The organism is Paenibacillus taichungensis (genome assembly GCF_047302525.1).
Lineage (GTDB): Bacteria > Bacillota > Bacilli > Paenibacillales > Paenibacillaceae > Paenibacillus > Paenibacillus taichungensis_B.
On the sequence record NZ_CP168020.1, the window covers coordinates 5467823 to 5489054 of the forward strand.

Here is a 21232-nt window from a genome sequence, read left to right on the forward strand (position 1 = left end):
TGTCTCATCCATTTCAGTCCACTGGTCCAATCTATGATCCACTGGAAATCATCCAAAAACCTTATAATCGGTAGGTGATATTCCCACATACTTGCGGAATTGTTTATAGAAATATCCTGTCTCCCAGTACCCAACATTCCTTGCGATCTCATGTACCTTCAGATTCGAATTGCGCAGCTGTTCCTTGGCACGTTCAATCCGGTATTTATTGATATATTCGGCAAAAGTCTCCCCCGTCTCCTTGTGGAACAGTTGTCCCAAATATACCGGATGAAGATGATAGTGAGCACCCAGCAGCTTCAGGGAGAGCTCTTCTGCATAATGTTTGTCAATATGTTGAAGCACCTGGTTGACGATCGGATTCTTTAAATCCTGAAGCAGGGACTGAATCGTCTCCGTACCGACCTGCTGCAACGCCTGCACGAGTTCATCAAAGGTTCCGCTGTCCAGTACAAGGCGAAGTCCACGTTGGTAAATGGCCGATTCATCCGAATGTTTGATGCCCTCTAATTCCATCTTGAAACGAATGACCACTTCCAGTGCGATGTTCTGCAACTCAGCCGGAGTAACCCCGTCGCGGTGCTGTTCAAAATCGACCCGAATTCGCTCCGCAAGCAGCTCTGCATTACGGGATAGAATGAGCTTCGCATACTCCTTCCAATCGATCGAGAAGGAAGAAGCAGAGCTCCCACCCTTCTCCAATATGGCATGATCGATTACTTTGAGGTCGGGATAGATCATCACATACTGGAGCGCCTTTTTCGCCTCCTGATAGCTTGCAGGCGCATGGTGAAGCCCACGCATCAGACTTCCTGCCCCAATCAGAACAGCAGGATGTGTCTCAGATAGCGCGGCGGATAATGCCTGAAGGCACTCCATAAACCTCTTTTTCTCGTCCTCACCTGCATGCACATTGGCAACTATGACGATGTCTCCATCGATGTCATGAAATATATTCACATAGGACTTTCCCTTCAGCATACCCTCCACTCGCTCGAACATGCCGGATACTTCCCCTTTAGTTCGCAGTATAGCTACTGCAACATCAGGTGCATCCAGCGAAAGATTCAAGAACTGTGCCCGTTCCTCGAATTCTGTGGCCGCAATCTGTCCCGTCAGCCATCGATGGAGGATGTTGTCTTTCAGAATCTGAACACCATAAGCATCATCCGTTTGAGGTGACGACGCATGGTCCAGCTTGGAAGCCGTATTGCGAAGCGTCGATTCCAGCTCTTCGACATTGATCGGTTTGAGCAGGTAATTTTCGATGCCCAGTTGCATGCCCTCTTTCAAATATTCAAACTCATTAAAACCACTTAAAATAATTACCTTGATGTCAGGCTGCACTTGCCTTGCTTCCCGAATCAGATCCAGACCATTCATGAATGGCATGGATATATCCGTGATCAGAATGTCCACGGGCTGCGCAGACAAGGCGTTTAATGCGGCCTGTCCATTGCCGGCATGGCTTACAATTTCCATATCAAACGACGACCAATCCAAAATATCGTACAATCCTTCAATGATGAACGGTTCATCATCCACAATAAATACCTTGTACATTTTAAATACCTGTCCCTTCTGTATGAGGATAACGTACCCTGATCAGGGTTCCTTCTCCGAGTGTACTCTCTATCGTGATGCCGAATTCCGGTCCATACAGGAAACGCAAACGGGTGTGAACGCTGCGCAGTCCAAACATTTTACCCGACTCTTCTGGACGTTCCAGTTCTTCTAAAATTTCAGTCAGGCGTGCAGGCTCAATGCCTTTACCATTATCTCTGACCTCTACCTGCAAAGCGTCGCCCAATTCTTCAACAACGATTGTTAATTGATTATCCGAACGTTCTGTCTGAATGCCGTGCACCACATAGTTCTCAATAATCGGCTGCAGGGATAGCTTGACCACCGGATGCTGGTTATGCACGGGGTCCAACTGAATCGTATACATGAAAATGTCCTTATACCGGATCCGGAACAATTCCAGATATAAGCGGCAAGCTTCCATCTCATCCTTCAGCGTATAATTTTTCTTCTGTTGAACAAGGCTCTTGAATAACACGGATAAACTGTAGATCATCTCGCCGACATCCTTCGCCCCTTGCGAAATTGCCCTCATACGGATGACCTCCAGCGTGTTATAGAGAAAATGAGGATTAATCCGTGCCTGGAGAGCGACCAGTTCTGTCTCCTTTTGTTTGATCTCGGCTTTGTAGACGCGTTCGATATATTGATTAAGTTCATCCAGCATATCGTTGAAACTGTGCGAGATCTGTCCAAGCTCATCATCACGGGCATCATCGATGCGTGCTGTCAGATTGCCGTATTTCACCCTTTGGGTGAAACGAATGATTCTGCGGGTGCGTTTGGCAAAATTAATAATGAAAAACGCCGGAACCAGCACTGCAAACAGGATACATATGATGCTAATCGAAACAATTGTATTGCGTGTACCCGCATAGGCCTCAGCCATCTCATCCACAGGAACCGTGCCAACGACCACATATCCCTGATCCGCCGAGACAAACTTGTTCACATACATATTTCGCTCCTTTTTCATCGAATCCATATCCGTCTGATCAAACAGGGAATCGGCCACATTTATATACGGATACTTTTTGCCGTAATAGTTACTGTTGGAATCGAACAATACTGTACCTTTGGCTGACAGCACCACAATTTCTCCCTTGAGATTACTTTCATAACTGTCCAAAGCGTTGCCAATACCTGCTGAGTCAAAGAAAACAAGGAACTGACCCAAATTTCGAAGGGTCTGTGTATCGTTGATAGGCACACGAATCGCATACAGCGCCGGGTCCCATTGATCAATTTCTTTACGAATCCAATAGTTTGGTGAGCTGATATTTGGTGTCTCCATCGCCATCACGTCAGGAATATAGGAATGAGCCACATTGGTGTTCAACTTTCTGAACTGCTTATGTTGATTGAAGGTGGACAGATCCTGCCGCTCTGCACTATATAACATCACTTGATTGATATCCGAATTGCGATCCATGATATTTTGAAAATGTTTCAGTACATCAGCTGAGTAATCATCCTGATTCGCATAATAGCCATTCGTCAGATGCTGTACATACTCGGCGTACGTGTGCTTCATCAGATAGGTGATATTAGACGATAACGCCTCATTCTGATGCATATCTCTCACCATATTTTGCACTGATTCATACTGCTGATGAATATATCGGTCGACACTCTCCATGGCCGCTTTCTGAATCGCCAATTCTCGGCGAATCGTGGCATCGGACACTGACAGGAAAATGATATAAGACAAGGTAATAATCGTTATAATCGAAATCATGGAGAAGATGAACAGCATCTTCATAAACATATTATTTTTAAAGAAATTTTTGTAAACGCTAACAATTTTCAAGTCGCATGTTCCCCCCGATGCTGTTTTCCTGTCTAAAGTATATCATTTGCCTTCTGACATTAACTTGTCACCTTGAACTTTTATTTAGTTTATACCTGAGTTTCTTTAATTTAACCCTATTTGAAAATGCTTTCATGCCCTATCGTTAACCATAAGTTTATTTTTGTGTAAAAGAATACCTTACATTCATTCGACTTGAAGGAGGAACAGCATGACACGCAAACACAAACCCAAAGGCCTTATCCCCAAAGTAACCGCAATGGTTCTCACTTCGGCTCTGCTTGGACAAGTCATTGCCTCATCCGTTTATGCCGGAGACACGCTCCCTTACACAGGTGACAGCGCCAAGGGAGTAAATCAGCCTTATCAGCATGGCTACACGGCTGCCCAGATTCTGAATTGGACACCCGAAAGTGATATCCATGGTGATCTGCTTCGTGCCCATGTACCTTTGCAGCCACGTAATGATGCCTTTGCGGCCACGCAAGCTTACCCCGAACTCAGCCCGGACACCCAGTTGTTTACAATGAGTGGCGATTATGGCAACGCGTTCTTTGACAGCACTCCTTACACGAATGAATTCAGCGAGTACCTCTTTAATTATTGGCAGTACACAGACTATTACAGCTATTGGCATGGTATGGCTTCTGCTGGCGTGCCTGAGGAATTGTATGACCCCAATAAGGAATGGACGGAAAAGTACTTTGAGTTTGGCATTTTGAACATTCCAAATCCGGCCTACACCAATGCAGCACACAAAAATGGTGTCCGGTCCATCGCCAACATCTTCTTCTCCGACAACGATCGCGGACCACAAACCTACAAGCAGATGCTTGTGCAGGATGAAAAAGGGAATTTTCCTGTCGCTGCAAAGCTGGTCGAGATGGCAAAGTATTATAATTACGACGGATACTTCTTCAATCAGGAAGAGGTTGCCAAAGGCGTTGCACCTGAAGACATCGCTTCCTACAAGAAATTCATGAAATATTTAAAAAACGAAGGACTATATGTTCAGTGGTATGACTCCACCATCAATACAACGGGCAAAATTCAATACCAGAACCAGTTTAATGGACTCAACAGTCCTTTTGTGCAAGATTCTGCATTAGGCAGAGTCTCGGATTCGATCTTCCTGAATTACGTGTGGAACCATGACATGCTGCGTGATTCGCGCGATCATGCCCTAGATTTGGGACTTGATCCACTGGAAACGGTATTTGCCGGTGTCGAAGGTGGGAATGACCAGTTTGGCCGCTGGAAGCAGCTCTACGATCTGCGTAACAATCTGGACGAGAACGGTCAACCGATGAACAGTATTGCAACACTCGGTGCCGACTTTACCCATAATGCCCTGGATGAAGAGATGGGCGATGGCAGCACGAATCATAGAGCCGAAGATGAGTACCAATGGATGACCTTTGTGCGTGACCGCGCTTGGTGGTCAGGTCCAAATCAGGACCCAACCAATGCACGCCGTACGGCATCCGTCGATCTGTCCGATGTGTATGCTTCTGGTGCAAAGTGGGACGGAATAGCCGCTTATCTCACCGAACGCTCCGTTATTCACGGCTCCAATTTTGTGACCAACTTCAATACAGGCCACGGTCTGAAATATTATGAGGACGGAACCGTCTCCAATGCAACCGAATGGTCCAATATTAATATTCAGGATATCCCGGTCACCTGGCAGTGGTGGATGGATAGTCAAGGTGACAAACTCACTGTTGATTTTGACTATGGTCCAACCTATGAAAAAGGTGCTCGTTATACTTATGTTTCCGTTGGTGCGTTTACTGGCGGCAGTTCTCTTGTCGTAAATGGAAGTCTAAATACGGACAATTTCCTACGTCTGTACAAGACGGATCTGTCGATCAACGCCCAATCCAAACTGGAACTCACCTATAATAAACCGTCTGTCAACGACGCTTCCTCCATGTATGTCGGACTGATATTTGAGGATGAACCAACCAAAGTGGTCAAAGTTAAAGTGCCAGATTCAGGTCAGCACACGGCAGGCTGGAAGACTACTTCACTCGATCTGAGTGCATACCAAGGGAAGACCGTCGCAGCTTTTGGTCTATCCTTCAATCCTAACGGCACTACGATTGAAAAATATCAGATGAACATTGGTGAGATTCGTATATCCGACGGTTCTGCCGCCAAACCGAATGCTCCAACCGGATTCCATATTGCCAAAGCACTGACCAACACCGATGAGTTGGTTGTCGAATGGGATATCGAGGACTATTCGAAGGTTAAGCAATATAATCTGTATGAGAACGGCGCTTATGTCGGCGGCGTGTATGACTCCACATTTTATATTAAAACGCTCAAACATCCCGCTGGCGAACTGTCCATTCGTGCTGTAGGCGCAGATGGTACCGAGAGTGAAGCAACCGTCCTGTCCTATGATCTGAATGCAGCTGTTCAGGACATTGATGTGAAATTCAAGAACAATGGCGATGCTATTGTCAGTTGGAAAAACCCGAAGAAGAACCTAGGTAAAGATCCGATCCAGCTTACACTCCAAACTGAGTACACGAAGGAACCTTTCACCAAGACACTTCAGGTCAAAAAAGGAAAACAGTCTGCCATTCTGACAGGCCTTCCGACCAATGGCGAACATTACGTCCTGGATATTGCCATTGGAAAACAGAATCCAGTCACTACGACTGGACAACTGGCAGATACTCAGATTACACCATATGCCAAGGAAATGGTTACGGTAAAGGATGGAAAGTATACCCTCGCATTGCCTGATTTGGAGGATTGGTACAAAATCTATGTCTATGAAAATGAGGTAGCACGCGAATTCGGAGTAACTTACGTTTCGCAAAAATTCCCTTATATCATTCGGGGTAGAACGAAGCTGAGCGAACTGACATTCACGCCTGCATCCAGCGCCAGCTCCCTGAAGCTCGTTATCGAAGATTATGCTGGCAATAAAGCAACGACGATTCTACGATAAAAGATTCACAAGAAATCAATTCAGCCCTTTCGCTTCCCTACAGGAAGTCGGAAGGGCCTAATTCATGTTCGGTACTTTTAATTAAACCCTACAATACGCCGTTCATCCCACCAAATATCCGACCTAAAACATTAAAATAGATCATAATAAATGACAATATAATTGCTATCGATAGAATGGGTAAAAATCGTTTTTTATTTATCGGTATGATCAGCAACAACACAACAATCATGATTAGATATATTATCATAAGGACTGGAATTAAATAGTAATGAGTGTGAATGGGTAAGTAAGCGTGACGTAATTGAAACCCTTCTGACAGTAGTAATGTAACTGGGAGAGCTGCAACAACATTAGATAACAGCCCACTCCCACGTGCATACCACATAATATAAGCACAGATCGGAGATACCACCGCGCATATCCCCCAAAAAACCATAGCCCTTTCTGGAGAAAAATGTAGAAATAACACGGTGTAAGCATAATACACGGTCAGCATTGACCCAAAAAAGATGAATATTTTTACTGCCGCCAATTGGGGAGAATAGCTAAAAACCGCTATAAGCGCTGCAACAAATACCCATACACCCAGACGCCCACCTATACTGTCAAATATAGGGTTTACCCCCGGAACATCAACAAGTTTGGCTGCCACCCCCATGATAACTCCGATCAGCATGGCATACCCTATCGATACAACTTTTTGTTTTGTGGTTGATTCGCTCTTCACTCTAATCTGATTCATTTACCCTTGAACTTTCTGCTGTTCCAACAAATAAAATATATAATCGGTTGGCACACCGCTATAACCTTGCTGTCTCAACATCGCGGTCACATTGCCCCGGTGATATGTCCCGTGGTTAACAACATGCTGTAGAATGTCCGAAAAATGTGTTTCCATTTTACCGTATTTCGGATGCTCGATTGTCATTTTTTTGTCCGGGTCAGGCGTATGCCGCAGTAAATCGCGGAAACGTTCGGCAACACTGCTAAACAGCTCCCTCATCTCATTCACGGTTTTGCCCTGTGCTTCCTCTGTCCAGCCTGAGATTTTCGGGAAAATCTCCTCGTTCGGAACTTCTGCGAGCACGAGCATATAGAGCTGTTCGAACAAGTACATGTGTACACATGTTTGTGATACGGATGGGAACACGCTCGTCACTTCCGTATGGAATACTTCCTTTGGGAGTTGCTCCAGGTGTGCAAACAATCGATCATTTGCCCAAACATGATAGTCATACAGTCGGTATGGTTGTTGAAGCATCGATAAATTCACCTTTCCCTTCTTCGCATGGTTTGGCTGCCGCAGCTGTGTCTTTATCATATAACAAGTTTGTTGACAAATGTTGTCAGCAAACTTCAATCCGGATCGTCTTCATAATGTTTGGCGATACCGTATGCCTTTTCCTGAATCCGCCGCTTCAACTCCAGTGGTTCGCGGATGCGAATGGCCGTGCCGAACGTCAGGAGATATGTCGGTAGATATTTGTTCATCGTCGGAGCATCGATCAGAAACCGTGCCTCCCGATCGGTTCGTTCCGTCAAATAGTGGCGCAGATGCCAGTGGTTGCAAACCGCATTAAGCGTGTCAGGCTGTCCCTCGATACGGATAACCGTTAACGGTCCTTCTGCCTCCCGTCTCTGGTTGGACTGCTCACAGAAAAACGCGGACGCAGAGAAAGACTCCGGCTTGTCAAACCTCGCTTCGGTTGACTCCAGCCGTTTGATTCGTTCGACGCGAAACGTCCGCATCGCCTGCGACCGATGGCAGAACGCGACAACGTACCATTCGTTTCGGTCATACGCTAGCCCATATGGATCGACTTCACGTTCGTCAGCCTGCTCCGCATTCGCTTTGCGATAGAGCATACGGACCGTTCGCCCGTCTTTCGTTGCTTGTTCCAAGTCCCGCAACAACGGAACAACAGAAGGTGCACGCGTTGAAGAAACGACGTCCAAGCTGCTCTGCTGGCGAGACAGATCGTGGCGCTGCTCCTCGTGCAGTCCGTTCTCCACCTTCTTCAACGCATACTCCAGCTCCTGCACATACGGATAACCAGCACCTTGGGCAAATTTAAACGCATCCACAAGTGCCTTCAACTCTACAGAGTTGAAGAACAATGGCGTTTCCTTGAAATTTTCCAGAATACGAATACCGCCATCATGGCCCGATTCCGCAACGACTGGCACGCCACTGACGCATAATGCGTCGATATATCGATAAACGGTGCGGACGCTAATCTCCAAACTGTCCGCGATCTGAGCGGCGGTGAGCTTTCTTCCGGATCGCAGCATCCAAAGCATGGACAGCATGTTATCCCATTTCGCCATCGGGAGCCCTCCTCTTTTCCTTGAAAGAATAAAAGTCATTTATGTATTGTTCAAAGATGTAAAACATAATCATCTAGCTAAAAAGACGAGTCTCCTTTGATTTAGGTGACTCGCCTTTTGGGTCATTATTATGAAAGTTATGAAGTTCCCTTTTGTTTGCTTGCCTGCATCTGCTGGGCAAACCTCATCATCTCTTCGAACTCTTCTTCGGATACTGCATCGCCGTCGGCGCCTATGTCTTGTACAATCGGAATTTCGGGTTTGGCTTTGGTTCCTTTGCCGTATGTACGGGAACGGGTTCCAGCTGCACCAGCAGCCTGTTTGCCTTTGACCTTGGCTTGGTCACGAATGTATTGTACCGCCTTCTCATAGGAATTCACCTGCTTGAGCAGCATGTTGGAGGCAATAGCCTCAACAAAGTTACGGTTAATTCTTTGCTCACCGCCGGATACAAGCAATGCCATCAAATAATGAATCAGCACATTGATCACTTCACCAGGCAACTTGTAGCTGAGGTCGATCTTCTCAAAAATGTCCACCAGGTTGTCCGGTACGGCACCAGGGAAGAACGTCTGAAGCAATCGTGTGTAGGGCTCATTACGCAGCATCATATTGTATTGGTGAATATCACACTTGGTCGAAAATTGCGGAGGCACTTCGACGTAGTATTCCATCTGTACCACATGTTCGACAGGCGGTTCACCGGAATCCTCTTTCCGCTCAGGCTCCTCCATATGCTGTCTGAGGGCAACAACCTTCGCTGCCTGTACCGTCTGCTGCTCATGTCGCTTCTTGGTCTGTCTGAACTGCAGGCTTGCCTTGTGTTGAAGATCATCCAGCACGAGCTGCCCCTGTGGGTTAAAGATATCATCTTCATCCAACAAACGACATACATCCTGTACGCTGAGATTGAACTTGTTCACCACATAATTCACAATGCCGAGCTGTTCGTGATCGAACCGCAATTGCTCCACATGACGGCGATTGACCGACTCACGCGGAAAACGCAATATAATGTCGGCATAATTCAGGCTGTTTTCTTCGGCTGCACCACTTATCCCGCTGCGCTGGGCCGAAGTCGAAACTTCCGACAACGCTTGTTCCAGTTCATAATCAATGACATGGGTATTCAATTCAAATATATCGTAAAAAGGAACGGAAATATTCTCTTTATTCGCTGCTGGGTAAGGCGCGTCACCGCTCTCTATCGCCGAAAAACCGGAACGCAGTGAGAGTACGGCGAACTTGCCGATTTTGTCACGAAGCAACAGTGTCAAATGCTGTGTACGGAAAAATTCTGCCGGAGAGAGCGGAGGTTGCAGCTCATATTCATAAATGTAGTCGTCATTTTCCGGAATATACAGCCGAGAAGTCTGAAGCAAACCAACAGCTTCAAGCTTGGATGCCTGCTCCACCAAATACTTGCGCCCTTTCTCGCTGGGCTCGAGTCCCAACGTCATGAACAGCCTCCGTTGCTGTTCAAGCGGCGAGTAACCGACCTGTTCACCGGGAAGATGCTGAAACAGCAGTCGATACAAGCCTATCGCAAAGGCACCTACCATTGGCTGATACGCTCCGGTGAGCATGCGGTCATCCAGGGCACTAAGTCCAAACTCCCTGTATACGCAGTAGCGATGATGTTCAGTATAATGGTGCAAATTCTTCATGCGCATAGCTTGATCTCCTTCTCCCCAAAAGTATGTTTATCTATTCTATCATAAATGTCCGATCCTCAAATGCTCAAAAACAGGTAAAAAACGGACCTGTTCTCGCTCCGTTTCGTCCTAGGTCGACAGCATTCACGTTTTCGCAGAGTTGCTAGATTACTATAAAAGCTACAGCCTTAGAACACAAGTGAACATATGGAGAAATGTTATCCATATATATATGAGACATGTCCGAATAATCATGCTCATTTTTTTGATGCATGCCAAAAAGCCTTCCCTTTGCACTCGTAAGCGTTTACGACAAAGGCAAGACCTTTACGGAAAATACAGTCCAGCGTTTGCTGCCATTTGGCTAGCCATTTAAAACATTTTGTACCCACCCAGACGAAGTTTGCGAATAGCCCAGCCACTGATGACCGCTCCACCAAGTCCAGCTACCCCCGTCATATAGTCTACAATATGGAAAGAACCCAGATGCGACATCAACGATGCCGTATGATCCCATAAGGAATACACGACAACAGGCAGAATGACAATAATGAACAGATAGGAAGGAAACCAGGTTGTCTTCATCAGCATATTCAGAATGAAACCGATACCAAACATCATAACGAAAAATAACACCATCAATACCAGCACAGGTATAAACTGCATCGGGTGACGTTCACCTCTTCTTTCACTGACTCGGTTACTCTTACTACGGATAGTAGATAGTGTACCGCAAAAAATGTGGCGAAGCAACGAACTTTCTGGACAAATTTCCCTATATTCACCTTCTCTTCATTTGCCCTTCTGCTTCCTGTTGGGATACAATGAAGACGATAAAGTACTCAACCGTCCCTTACCGGGATTTGGAAATATAACCTGCAGGAGGAATCAATTCAATGAACGAAGCCGCATCAACACTGGAGGGCTGGTACGCCCTGCATGACTTCCGCTCGATTAACTGGGCCGCCTGGAAAGCAGCCGATGATGAGGAACGCGCCGTAGCACTGGACGAGCTTCAGGCATTCTGGAAGGAATGGAAAGTTGTAGAGAATTCATCCAAAGGAAGCACTGTCGTTTATACCGTTGTGGGACAGAAGGCTGACCTTGTCATGATGCACTTGCGTGAAACGCTGGAAGATCTGAAGGCCGTTGAGAACGCGTTCAACAAAACGATGTTTGCCCAGTACACCACCAAATCATATTCCTATGTCAGTGTAGTGGAACTGAGTAACTATCTTGGTAAAGAGGGCGAAGACCCTATGCAGAACCCGGAAATCATCGCCCGTCTCAAACCGGTCCTGCCACAGCGGCAATACATCTGCTTCTACCCAATGAACAAAAAACGCGAGCTGAACGACAACTGGTACATGCTGTCGATGGACGAGCGTCGTACGATGATGCGCAGCCACGGCATGATTGGTCGCAGTTACGCTGGCAAAGTGAAACAAATCATTACCGGTTCCGTTGGTTTCGACGACTGGGAATGGGGCGTTACGTTGTTTGCGGATGATGCACTTCAGTTCAAGAAGCTCGTTTACGAGATGCGCTTTGACGAAGTCAGTGCCCGTTTTGGCGAATTCGGCTCTTTCTATGTGGGAAGCCTGCTGAACGAAGGAACATTGGAAGATATGCTTAAGCTGTAAATCGTATAAATCACAAAAAGCACCGCGATACCTCCATTAAGGATAGGATCAGCGGTGCTTTTACTTTTTTCGAATGAATATAAAATGTTCAATTATAAATGGATGACTCAGGTTCTTTTGGAAATGTGATTCCTTAATCCTGATCCTCTTCATCAACCGCTTTCAGAGATTCCAAAAACTCAGCCGTTGCCCGGTCACGGTCACGTCCCTTCTCCTTAAGCCGCTCGATGGCAGGCAAAATGAGAATATCAACTTCCTTCTGAACGATATAAGCCAGATCATATTGATCCTGTTCCTCCAGATAACCGCCAACCTGCATCAGGGCGTTGTAACGATCCAGTTCTTCGCGTGTGAGTAATCCTCTGACCTGAACACTGCAATGTCTCATCCAAAAAACCGCCCTTTCTTCAGTACCAAGGGAATGCCACCGATGATAAACAAGTACCGGAGATCCACCAGCTTTTTCAGCTGAGCCGCCTTCCATCCCTTGTATTTCTTACCGCCTACGACGGCGATAGCTTCACCTTTCCCCAGTGACGCAACCGTACCTTTACTTGTAAACACAAATGGCTGCGGCTGCTTTTTGCGGATGGCAGCGACAACGTTTTTGGCACAGTTAACACCTTGCTGCATCGCGATCTGAGCTGTTGGTGGATATGGACGCCCTTCGTTGTTGAACACGAGTGAATTGTCACCGATGACATAGACGTGCTCATGCCCTGGGGCACGAAGAAATTCATCGACCTTCACCCGTCCGCGCATCACTTCAAGGCCTGCTTGCTCAAGCAGAGCATTCCCACGAATACCGCCAGTCCATACGACCGTTGCTGCATCGAGTTTTTCTCCTTCACCCACAATGACTCCGTCTGGCAGACATTGCTTGATCGGAACACCGATTTTGAAAGTAACGCCTTTTTTCTTCAACACGTTCATTGCATGCTCAACCAGTTCCGGATCAAAGCCCGGCAGAGCTGAAGGTGCTGCTTCCACATTATAGATGTGCACATTTTTGGGATTCACGTCGAATTCCTTGCAAAGCTGAGGAATGCGATCCGCAAGTTCAGCCACGAATTCGACACCACTGAAGCCAGCCCCACCCACAACAAAACGAATGCGGTTACGTTTATTATCATTTTTGTACATGGCAAACTGATATTCGATATGCTCGCGAATCATTCTGACCGAGTTAATGCTGCGTATCGTCATGGCATGATCGAGCATGCCTGGAATACCAAAGGTCTCCGGTTCTCCACCCAATCCAATAATCAGATAATCATAGGATAACGTGCCATCCTCCAGAATAATCTTCCGATCCTGCAGGCGGATCTCCTTCACCGAAGATTTGACCAGATCAATCTTGAACTCGTCAATCAGCTTCGAAATCGGGACCCTTGCATGTTCAATGGTATCTGTGCCGGCTGCCGGCATATGTAGATGTGTAGTGATATAATGATAATCATGCCGGTTCACCAATGTGACATCGGCCTCGTTATAGTTCAATTCCTTCTGCAGCCGCTGGGCTGTCAGAATCCCGCCATAGCCCGCGCCGAGGATGACGATTTTGGGAATACTGCTCATGTCTATACCCCTTCCGGTTTCGTTGCATCAGCCATTCGATTGTTTTGTTGTAAAAAAGCTCTTACTTACCCATATTGATGAGGTCTTATCCATTATGACGACAAATGTTAACTTCGCGAATTTATTTGAACTTTTTGCATGCAAGTTATCGATTAAAATTGTGAAATTATACACAAGATTCAACAAAACGCGGGTATTGTCTTCACATTACAAATTGGGGCTAAATTAGACAAAAAAACACATAGTACAGGTCAAGGATATCTGTATTTCTGGCAAAGATCAAGGTTTTTTTTGTTATTTTTCATAACCTTTCATTTCCAATTTCATCCTATTCTCACCTGATCTTCATCTATTGTTCCCAGATTCATCAAACTGCCAACTTTGCAACCCAGTTTACACCGTTTATAATGAAAAAGACAGTTCAGCAACAAACGCTGGTTACCAAACGTACCCGGCTTCATTATTTCTGTTAACTACCTATTAAAATAAGAAAGGTGTTGTTGATTCTTGACTGCACAAACTGCCGGTCATGACATGACCGATTTACTTATTATTGGTGGCGGCCCTGCGGGTCTGTTCGCCGCGTTTTACGGAGGGATGCGTCAGGCATCTGTTACTCTGGTTGAAAGTATGCCACAACTTGGTGGACAACTTGCCGCCCTCTATCCCGAAAAATTCATCTATGATGTAGCCGGGTTCCCGAAAGTTACCGCTCAGGAACTGGTGAATAATCTGGTAGAGCAAATGAGCCATTTTAACCCGAACATCCGTCTGGAGGAAAAGGTTGTATCGGTAGAGAAATTAGAAGAACGTCACTTCGTCGTAAAAACCGATGTGAATGAATATCACGCCAAAGCCGTAATTATCACTGCAGGTGTTGGTGCATTCGAACCCCGTCGTCTGGAGCTTGAGGGTGCGGCCAAATTCGAAAAAACCAATCTGCACTACTTCATCAGTGATCTGAACGCCTTTGCTGGGAAAAAAGTACTGATCAGCGGTGGCGGTGACTCCGCTGTAGACTGGGCGCTTATGCTCGAGCCGATCGCTGAGCAAGTAACCCTGATCCATCGCCGCGACAAATTCCGCGCGCATGAGCACAGTGTCGAAAACCTGATGAATTCCAAGGTTAACATCGTTACACCTACCGAAATTACGGAACTTCACGGTGAAGACAGTATTACCAAGGTTACTTTGGCTCATGTTAAAACCAAGGAAACACAGGAAATTGAAGTCGATGATGTAATCGTCAATTTCGGATTTGTCTCTTCCCTGGGACCTATTGCAGAATGGGGCATCGAAATTGACAGCAATTCCATCGTGGTTGATTCCCGCATGGAAACTTCGATTCCGGGTATCTATGCTGCCGGAGATATTACAACCTATCCAGGCAAGCTGAAGCTGATTGCTGTTGGATTCGGTGAAGCGCCAACCGCAGTCAACAATGCTAAGGTCTACTTCGACCCAGATGCCAAGTTGTCCCCGGGACACAGCAGTAACATGAAGCGCTAATTCCTTTATGGAATCATATAGAACATAAAAGACACAAAAAAGGGTATCTTACTCCTGAATGAATCCAACATCAGGAGGGATACCCTTGTCTTATATATGCCCGCTGTGTAACGGTCTGGTTGTACCGGAGCAGGCTTGTCCCCACTGCCTTCAGGGACTGTCAGAATGCGGCAAATTGGACGATTACACCGGACCGTACAGCCCCTACGTATTTCAAACTTCCTCTGACATGGCAGACGAAGCCGAAAACGTTTGCAATCATATGATGTTCTGTCACCACTGCCAGACAAGCACGCTATGGCCTGTCCATCTATGGGACATGTCCGGAAACCTGTAACATTGCCTGCAATGAGGATCTCTAGTGAAGAATGGCAGATACGTCGGTACCCAGTTTGCGCTTATGGATTTCTGCCAACAGCAGTGCGATGAAATCTCGTTCGAGATTCAACTCAATCGCCTTATGGTAGGAATCCAACAACATCTCATCGGATAACATAGCCATTTCCCGCCACAACCTTTCCTTTTTTTTCCTCGAAACTATCATATCAGAGATTTATAAAGAGAACAAGCGTTCTTGTTATCCACAACGTTATGTGGAAATCCTGTGTATAGTTTGTTGATAAATGGTAAAAATGTTGATTGATCAACGTGGATAGTGTGGACAGTATTTATACACAGGATCGTAGCTTATCGAACAGAACGATTATCAGAGCGTTTTTTTTTAGAATAAAATCATAGTTTCAAGAGTTGATGCGAGTAAATTACCCTTATTGTTATATTTCAAACGTTCTCCATCTAGTTTCTTTCTATATTACTATCGGATTTTCTTTGGATTTTTTTAGCTTTTTTCTCCATTTTCATTGCGGTCTGGTGTTCACTTCCAAAATCCATATCTTTCCTGAATGATCCAGTCCATAATCGAAGCCGAGCTGGCCGACACCTGGGAACCGACTTTCCATGATATGTGTACAGGTGAGTGTCAGTGAACGCATCTCTCGACGTTTATGTTTTCCGGAAATATGAGGTAGAGACAGAGCGAGCGCTCTCCTACCAGACAGCATCGTTCCTCCTTTGCTAAGATTGGTCACGACCAGTCCCGGACGAGCGAGCCGTCCCACCATAGAACGGAATACCCAGCCTCTTTCCGTCTTGACGACTTTGACTCTGTAATCGATAGGTCTGCCTTGAATGGTCGCCAGATGAATGCCTTGCTGGATCATGTATCTCCGTCTGGCTTTTACACGGATTAGGGAACGGTACATCTGATTAAAATGAGTAAAAGAACGGGTTATTTTCATATGAGTGTATCGATAGGCTCCTCCGCTTGCCGATACTCTAATGACACCGTAACCTCCACCACCGACAACAGGTTTGATATACACCATTCCATAATGACTAAGCATCTTTAGCAGATTCCCCGAGTTGAACGCCTTCGTCTGTGGAATATGGACAGCAGCTACCGGATATTTCAACAGCGCCGCTGTCTTCAGCCATTTGCTTGCAAGTTGTCTCGACATGGGTTGATCTCCTTTCGTGAACAATAGTCCTTCCTTATACATACTCAACAGGAGCCGTGCTTTCTTGGATGTCTGTCCAAGGCTGGAGCCCCTTTTCCGTAGATAAAGTCCATCAGCTTGGTTCAAGGCCGGAACAGGCGCCTGGTTTGCTTTTCAAACGCATCAATCTATCGTATGCTACTAAGGAATGGTATGGAGAGGCTTAAATATGAGGATCTAAGGAGCGTTCAGAAGACATGGAATCATTTTTTAAATCACTGTATGGCGTAGCCTATTTTGCAATTTCTATCGTTCTGGTAGCCATTACGGTACTTCTATTCGTTACAGGTATTCGACTGTTTATGAAGAAAAGCAATCGCGGTTTTGCTATAAGTTGTATTCTGTTTGCCTGCTTTATCGTCTTCATCATTGTGGTCATGCTGACCACGCCCTTCTCCTCCACGCCTCCGGGTTCACCGGAAGCCATGGCTGCCTTGCTGAAAATCGGGTAGATTAACCTCTGTAGAAGGAGATGCTTATGACACATAACGAAATACTCGGAATCATCGATATCGGCTCCAATTCCATTCGTCTGGTTATTTATGAACTCGATCAGGATGGGGCCTATCGCATCATTCATGAAGACAAATATGCTGCTCGTCTAAGCAATGTGGTTGAACAAGACGGAACCATACTGCGACATTCACTGGACAAGGCCATCACCATTTTGCGACAATTCAGGGCTACTTGCGAAGCTTATCAAACCAAGCTTATCCGCGCTGCAGCCACGGCTGCCGTTCGGAATGCAGGCAATGCCCCAGAAATTATAGGTTGGTTGGAAGCCGAGACGGGACTCACCATCGAATGTGTGTCCGGTGATCAGGAAGCCTATTACGGTTTCCTTGGTGTCACTCAATCGATTGAACTTCCAGATGGTTATGTTGTGGATATTGGCGGCGGCAGTACCGAGATCACTGTATTCCGTGATCGAAAAAGACTGCACAGCATCTCTCTGCCTATTGGTGCGGTTAACTCACATGCCCGTTATGGTGGGGAAGATCAGTGGACTGAAGCTAATGCGACTGCACTTTGTAATGAAGTTATACAGGCATTAAGTGACCAGGATTGGGTCAGACAACATCCCGGACTACCTCTTATAGGGCTTGGTGGCACCATGCGTACACTGGCCAAAGTGGAGCAGAAGAGAACACAGTATTCATTACCGGTTACACATCATTACGAAATCGGTGCAGAAGAAATGGAAAATATCGCTCGTTCTTTGCCACATCTAACCTCGGCACAACGCAAGAAAGTCCCCGGACTTGCCAAGGATCGGGCGGACATTATTGTTCCAGGTGTACTCATATTGCGGACGGTCTTCCGAATCATCCAGGGGGATCGTTATGTCGTGAGCGGAGCGGGATTACGAGATGGTTTGCTAAGGGATCTCCTGGCTGAAGGTAAGCCGGTCGTGCCAGATGCGCTGAAGGACAGCATTCGCAACTTCATCCATTTTGGTCCACCCATTCCGGAGAAACGTCTGAATCGGATCCACCATGATGCGCTTACCCTGTATACTGCCCTACAAGGTAGTGCTCCCGATCCAGCGGATGCCCGGATTCTGTACACGGTCTCCATGCTGCACATGGCTGGAAAACAGATTAACTATTTCCGGTATCCGCAGCACTCGGCCTATTGGATCATGAATGCAAGCATCTATGGACTATCTCATCGGGAGACCATCCTGAGTGCTATTGCAGCCGATTATCATCCCAAAAAAAGAACGCCCCAGCTGCTGCATAAGCACAAGGACATTCTCAAGGATTCGGACGAACGGCATGCCCATCGCTTGGGCTCTCTGCTGCGCGTGACTGAAGCGATTAATCGCTCTGAAAGTATTACCGCCATAATGGCAACAAAAGAAAACGACTCGCTGCAGATGCAATTCATCTGTACAGCCGAGCCGTTACTGGAACTGAGCGGCCTTGAAGAGGCCGTCAAGGATCTGCAGGAAGCTTGGGGAGTTACGTTAACGCACTCCATTCAGCAGGCTTCCAGGGAATAATGCCCATCGCCTCCGTCTGACTTCTCAGCGGGGGTTTTTCATTTTGTACAAATACATAATTGCCGCCAGGCATAAGCTCTCTTGCCTTCACATTATCCATAAGCGACAGATTCAATATGTCGACCAGCATCTTTTTCAGCTCTGGATCAAACACGGGACACATCAGTTCTATTCTCCGCTTCAAATTACGGGTCATCCAGTCTGCGCTGGACAGATACACATCCGGGTTCCCGGTATTTTCAAAATAAAACAGTCTGGAGTGTTCCAGAAACCGGTCCACGATGCTGATCACACGAATATTCTCACTAAGTCCCTCTACCCCGGGACGCAAGCAGCATACACCGCGCACGATCAGATCGATCTGTACTCCAGCTTGAGATGCCAGATACAATTCATCAATGATATCCTGATGGGATAAGGAATTGATTTTGGCAATAATCCTGGACGGTCTTCCCTTGAATGCATGCTCCCTTTCCCGACGAATGAGCGCGAACAGTTCATCCTTCATGCCGTCAGGGGCGACGCGGAATGCCTGCAACGCTTTGGGTCCTGAATATCCGGTAATCTCATTAAACAATTCCGATGCATCCTCACCAATGATGGGATTGGAGGTAAACAGTCCTACATCGGTGTATACTTTGGCTGTACTTTCATTATAGTTACCTGTTCCGACATGCACGTACCTTCTCAGACCACTCTGCTCCCTGCGTACGACGAGAATAATCTTGGCATGAGTCTTTAATCCGACCAATCCATATACGACATGACAACCTGCCTTCTCCAGCGTGCGGGCCCATGCAATATTCCGTTCTTCATCAAATCTGGCTTTCAATTCAACAACAACCGTCACCTGTTTGCCGCTCTCGGCTGCATGCGCCAATGCAGGAATGAGTCGGGAATCTCCATTCACCCGATATAACGTCATTTTGATCGCCATCACGCGTGGATCTTCCGAGGCTTCCACAATAAAGTCCGTTACCGGTTCGAACGATTCGTACGGATGGTGAACGAGCACATCCCGTTTACGCAGCAATTCGAAGTGACTTTCCCGCGGTAGGAACTCCAGGGGATACACTGGCTGCACCGGACTGTATTTCAGATGAGTGAACCCTTCCAGACTATCCACAAACCCGGCCAGAAAGCTCAAGTCCAGCGGTCCATCGATCTCGTACACAGGGTCTTGAATATCGAACTCTTCCTGCAACTCTAGCAACGCATCCGGGCGGAAATCTTTGCAAATCTCCAGTCGTACCGGTGCTCCCCGGCGTCTGCGCCGTAGTTCCTTCTCAATAGCTTCAAGCAAATCCTCAGCTTCTTCTTCATTAATAGAAAGATCCGCATTGCGGGTTACCCTGAATTCCTGTACAGCCAGCGGCACATATCCGCTGAATAAGGTATGAATATGATGTTTGATGAGATCCTCGATCAAAATGAACGTTTTCTTTTTACTATTCGCCCGAAGAGGCACCTGAACGACCCGCGGCAGATTGGAAGGTACCTGAACAATAGCCAAAAATGGCTCGCCCTCCTGCTCTTCTTCCTTCTGCAGCATCACGGATAGATATACAGACTTATTGTGTACCAGTGGGAATGGCCGGCTCGAATCGATAGCCATTGGTGTTAATACCGGAAAAATGATCTCATGAAAATACTGGTCCATTGCACGCTGTTGGGTCATATTCAGATCTGTATATTCCTGAAAATGGACGCCTTTCTTGGCGAGAAGACGAATCAGCTCCCGATAGGTTTTATATTGCTCGGCGACCATGGTCCCCGTTCGTTTAATCAATCTACGGTACAAACCAGCAGGGGTGTAGCCCGTAAAATCCTTTTGCGTAAATCCAGCCTTGATCTTCTCTTTCGTCTCCGCTACCCTTACACTTACGAACTCGTCCAGATTACTGGCGACAATACCAAGAAACCTCATGCGTTCCAGCAGAGGTGTTGTTGGATCTTGCGCCTCCTGGAGCACACGGCGATTGAATTCTACCCAACTTAAATCACGGTTAACGTAATTACCTGTTTTGACATCTCTATGCATGTATGGCCTCCGAATTTGTTGCATATCTATTCTTGGTTAGATGTTCTCAACTAATTGTACTATTCGTGATTGGCTACAAGCGTCAGCGCAGTGTAAATGCTATGTAAAATTTATGTAAATGATACCTTATGGCGATAACTTTTTCCATCCCTTTACAAAGAGAAGTAGACAGAGTAAAGTGATGTACAGTGTAAAATGGTTCGTTTCCTGTTCACATTCCAAAATTGTTTTTGTTAAAGGAGTATATAATGAAATCTAATAAACCTAGAACGTTACAAAAAAATATAGAATTTTTCACAGCTGCCCTATCCCAATGCACGGTAACCGCATGGCAGGAAGATCCGGCTGGGGTGTACTGCGAGGTAGGGCGTGGCATCGTAGAGCGGATCGGCGAAGATAGCGTGCGCATTCGCAACGATAACGGTACGAAGAGTCATTATGACCGGGATATCACGATGTTCCAAACCGAAAAATAATTTTGCGTAAATATGAAAAAAAGACTAGCTTTCCGGAAAAGAGTGTTGTATACTCTTGCCACAAGGAAAGGAGGTG

At 46.3% G+C, this 21232-nt stretch carries 19 protein-coding genes; 7 read left to right on the plus strand and 12 right to left on the minus strand.

All coding sequences use genetic code 11. The features are described 5' to 3' along the window. Positions 1-48: 48 nt before the first annotated feature. The gene (locus tag ACDJ58_RS24655; protein ID WP_413373455.1) at positions 49-1563 is read right to left on the minus strand and encodes a response regulator; all 1515 of its coding nucleotides are present in this window, start codon (positions 1561-1563) and stop codon (positions 49-51) included. A gap of 1 nt (position 1564) precedes the next feature. After that, positions 1565-3394 (minus strand): sensor histidine kinase, encoded by a 1830-nt coding sequence (locus ACDJ58_RS24660; RefSeq protein WP_413373457.1) that lies wholly within the window; start codon positions 3392-3394, stop codon positions 1565-1567. A 211-nt stretch (positions 3395-3605) separates the two neighbouring features. Here ACDJ58_RS24660 and ACDJ58_RS24665 point away from each other — a divergent pair, with 211 nt between their 5' ends. Beyond that, positions 3606-6362 carry an endo-beta-N-acetylglucosaminidase gene (locus tag ACDJ58_RS24665; protein ID WP_413373459.1) on the plus strand — a complete coding sequence of 919 codons (2757 nt, stop codon included), beginning with the start codon at positions 3606-3608 and terminating at the stop codon, positions 6360-6362. 88 nt (positions 6363-6450) lie between these two features. On the opposite strand, the gene ACDJ58_RS24670 is transcribed toward ACDJ58_RS24665, so the two are convergent. From ACDJ58_RS24670 to ACDJ58_RS24690, 5 genes are all read right to left on the minus strand, one after another. Beyond that, entirely contained in the window at positions 6451-7107 is a 657-nt protein-coding gene (locus ACDJ58_RS24670) for a hypothetical protein (protein WP_413373461.1), read from the minus strand. Next, a complete protein-coding gene (locus ACDJ58_RS24675) occupies positions 7108-7626 on the minus strand; it encodes a DinB family protein (protein WP_413373463.1) in 519 nt (172 codons plus the stop codon). A gap of 95 nt (positions 7627-7721) precedes the next feature. Further along, the gene (locus tag ACDJ58_RS24680; RefSeq protein WP_413373464.1) at positions 7722-8693 is read right to left on the minus strand and encodes a helix-turn-helix transcriptional regulator; all 972 of its coding nucleotides are present in this window, start codon (positions 8691-8693) and stop codon (positions 7722-7724) included. A 137-nt stretch (positions 8694-8830) separates the two neighbouring features. Next, positions 8831-10366: a helicase DnaB gene (locus tag ACDJ58_RS24685; protein WP_163761056.1), complete on the minus strand. Its 1536-nt coding sequence runs from the start codon at positions 10364-10366 to the stop codon at positions 8831-8833. A 354-nt stretch (positions 10367-10720) separates the two neighbouring features. Then, positions 10721-11014 (minus strand): YuiB family protein, encoded by a 294-nt coding sequence (locus ACDJ58_RS24690; RefSeq protein WP_413373467.1) that lies wholly within the window; start codon positions 11012-11014, stop codon positions 10721-10723. A gap of 230 nt (positions 11015-11244) precedes the next feature. Here ACDJ58_RS24690 and hemQ point away from each other — a divergent pair, with 230 nt between their 5' ends. Further along, positions 11245-11991 carry a hydrogen peroxide-dependent heme synthase gene (gene hemQ / locus ACDJ58_RS24695; protein WP_413373469.1) on the plus strand — a complete coding sequence of 249 codons (747 nt, stop codon included), beginning with the start codon at positions 11245-11247 and terminating at the stop codon, positions 11989-11991. 133 nt (positions 11992-12124) lie between these two features. Here hemQ and ACDJ58_RS24700 read toward each other — a convergent pair whose 3' ends face one another. Both ACDJ58_RS24700 and ACDJ58_RS24705 read right to left on the minus strand, forming a co-directional pair. Continuing rightward, the gene (locus ACDJ58_RS24700; protein ID WP_024632648.1) at positions 12125-12379 is read right to left on the minus strand and encodes a hypothetical protein; all 255 of its coding nucleotides are present in this window, start codon (positions 12377-12379) and stop codon (positions 12125-12127) included. Next, positions 12376-13569 (minus strand): NAD(P)/FAD-dependent oxidoreductase, encoded by a 1194-nt coding sequence (locus ACDJ58_RS24705; protein WP_024632649.1) that lies wholly within the window; start codon positions 13567-13569, stop codon positions 12376-12378. Before ACDJ58_RS24705 ends, ACDJ58_RS24700 begins: the two co-directional genes overlap by 4 nt. Before the next feature lie 534 nt (positions 13570-14103). Here ACDJ58_RS24705 and ACDJ58_RS24710 point away from each other — a divergent pair. Further along, entirely contained in the window at positions 14104-15078 is a 975-nt protein-coding gene (locus tag ACDJ58_RS24710; protein WP_211754064.1) for an NAD(P)/FAD-dependent oxidoreductase, read from the plus strand. Between the two features lie 85 nt (positions 15079-15163). Further along, positions 15164-15415 (plus strand): hypothetical protein, encoded by a 252-nt coding sequence (locus tag ACDJ58_RS24715; RefSeq protein ID WP_157284171.1) that lies wholly within the window; start codon positions 15164-15166, stop codon positions 15413-15415. A gap of 21 nt (positions 15416-15436) precedes the next feature. Here ACDJ58_RS24715 and ACDJ58_RS24720 read toward each other — a convergent pair whose 3' ends face one another. Both ACDJ58_RS24720 and ACDJ58_RS24725 read right to left on the minus strand, forming a co-directional pair. Next, positions 15437-15580, minus strand: a complete 144-nt coding sequence (locus ACDJ58_RS24720) for a sporulation histidine kinase inhibitor Sda (RefSeq protein WP_017692430.1) — start codon at positions 15578-15580, stop codon at positions 15437-15439. A gap of 355 nt (positions 15581-15935) precedes the next feature. Then, the gene (locus tag ACDJ58_RS24725; RefSeq protein WP_053783243.1) at positions 15936-16595 is read right to left on the minus strand and encodes a YheC/YheD family protein; all 660 of its coding nucleotides are present in this window, start codon (positions 16593-16595) and stop codon (positions 15936-15938) included. Between the two features lie 236 nt (positions 16596-16831). Here ACDJ58_RS24725 and ACDJ58_RS24730 point away from each other — a divergent pair, with 236 nt between their 5' ends. Both ACDJ58_RS24730 and ACDJ58_RS24735 read left to right on the plus strand, forming a co-directional pair. Next, positions 16832-17086 (plus strand): hypothetical protein, encoded by a 255-nt coding sequence (locus ACDJ58_RS24730; protein WP_413373472.1) that lies wholly within the window; start codon positions 16832-16834, stop codon positions 17084-17086. A gap of 26 nt (positions 17087-17112) precedes the next feature. Further along, positions 17113-18639 (plus strand): Ppx/GppA family phosphatase, encoded by a 1527-nt coding sequence (locus ACDJ58_RS24735; RefSeq protein ID WP_413373474.1) that lies wholly within the window; start codon positions 17113-17115, stop codon positions 18637-18639. Here the strand turns inward: ACDJ58_RS24735 and ppk1 are convergent. Next, positions 18599-20680: a polyphosphate kinase 1 gene (ppk1, locus tag ACDJ58_RS24740; protein ID WP_413373476.1), complete on the minus strand. Its 2082-nt coding sequence runs from the start codon at positions 20678-20680 to the stop codon at positions 18599-18601. The genes ACDJ58_RS24735 and ppk1 overlap by 41 nt on opposite strands. Positions 20681-20928: 248 nt before the next feature. Here ppk1 and ACDJ58_RS24745 point away from each other — a divergent pair, with 248 nt between their 5' ends. Further along, complete coding sequence (locus ACDJ58_RS24745; RefSeq protein WP_413373477.1) at positions 20929-21156, plus strand: hypothetical protein; 228 nt, start codon at positions 20929-20931, stop codon at positions 21154-21156. The last annotated feature ends 76 nt before the right edge of the window (positions 21157-21232 follow it).

Coding starts and splice junctions, on each gene's coding strand:
- ACDJ58_RS24655 (WP_413373455.1), bottom strand. CDS start 1,563: ATGTACAAGGTATTTATTGTGGATGATGAACCGTTCATCATTGAAGGA.
- ACDJ58_RS24665 (WP_413373459.1), top strand. CDS start 3,606: ATGACACGCAAACACAAACCCAAAGGCCTTATCCCCAAAGTAACCGCA.
- ACDJ58_RS24670 (WP_413373461.1), bottom strand. CDS start 7,107: ATGAATCAGATTAGAGTGAAGAGCGAATCAACCACAAAACAAAAAGTT.
- ACDJ58_RS24675 (WP_413373463.1), bottom strand. CDS start 7,626: ATGCTTCAACAACCATACCGACTGTATGACTATCATGTTTGGGCAAAT.
- ACDJ58_RS24680 (WP_413373464.1), bottom strand. CDS start 8,693: ATGGCGAAATGGGATAACATGCTGTCCATGCTTTGGATGCTGCGATCC.
- ACDJ58_RS24685 (WP_163761056.1), bottom strand. CDS start 10,366: ATGCGCATGAAGAATTTGCACCATTATACTGAACATCATCGCTACTGC.
- ACDJ58_RS24690 (WP_413373467.1), bottom strand. CDS start 11,014: ATGCAGTTTATACCTGTGCTGGTATTGATGGTGTTATTTTTCGTTATG.
- hemQ (WP_413373469.1), top strand. CDS start 11,245: ATGAACGAAGCCGCATCAACACTGGAGGGCTGGTACGCCCTGCATGAC.
- ACDJ58_RS24700 (WP_024632648.1), bottom strand. CDS start 12,379: ATGAGACATTGCAGTGTTCAGGTCAGAGGATTACTCACACGCGAAGAA.
- ACDJ58_RS24705 (WP_024632649.1), bottom strand. CDS start 13,569: ATGAGCAGTATTCCCAAAATCGTCATCCTCGGCGCGGGCTATGGCGGG.
- ACDJ58_RS24710 (WP_211754064.1), top strand. CDS start 14,104: ATGACCGATTTACTTATTATTGGTGGCGGCCCTGCGGGTCTGTTCGCC.
- ACDJ58_RS24720 (WP_017692430.1), bottom strand. CDS start 15,580: ATGGCTATGTTATCCGATGAGATGTTGTTGGATTCCTACCATAAGGCG.
- ACDJ58_RS24725 (WP_053783243.1), bottom strand. CDS start 16,595: ATGTCGAGACAACTTGCAAGCAAATGGCTGAAGACAGCGGCGCTGTTG.
- ACDJ58_RS24730 (WP_413373472.1), top strand. CDS start 16,832: ATGGAATCATTTTTTAAATCACTGTATGGCGTAGCCTATTTTGCAATT.
- ACDJ58_RS24735 (WP_413373474.1), top strand. CDS start 17,113: ATGACACATAACGAAATACTCGGAATCATCGATATCGGCTCCAATTCC.
- ppk1 (WP_413373476.1), bottom strand. CDS start 20,680: ATGCATAGAGATGTCAAAACAGGTAATTACGTTAACCGTGATTTAAGT.
- ACDJ58_RS24745 (WP_413373477.1), top strand. CDS start 20,929: ATGAAATCTAATAAACCTAGAACGTTACAAAAAAATATAGAATTTTTC.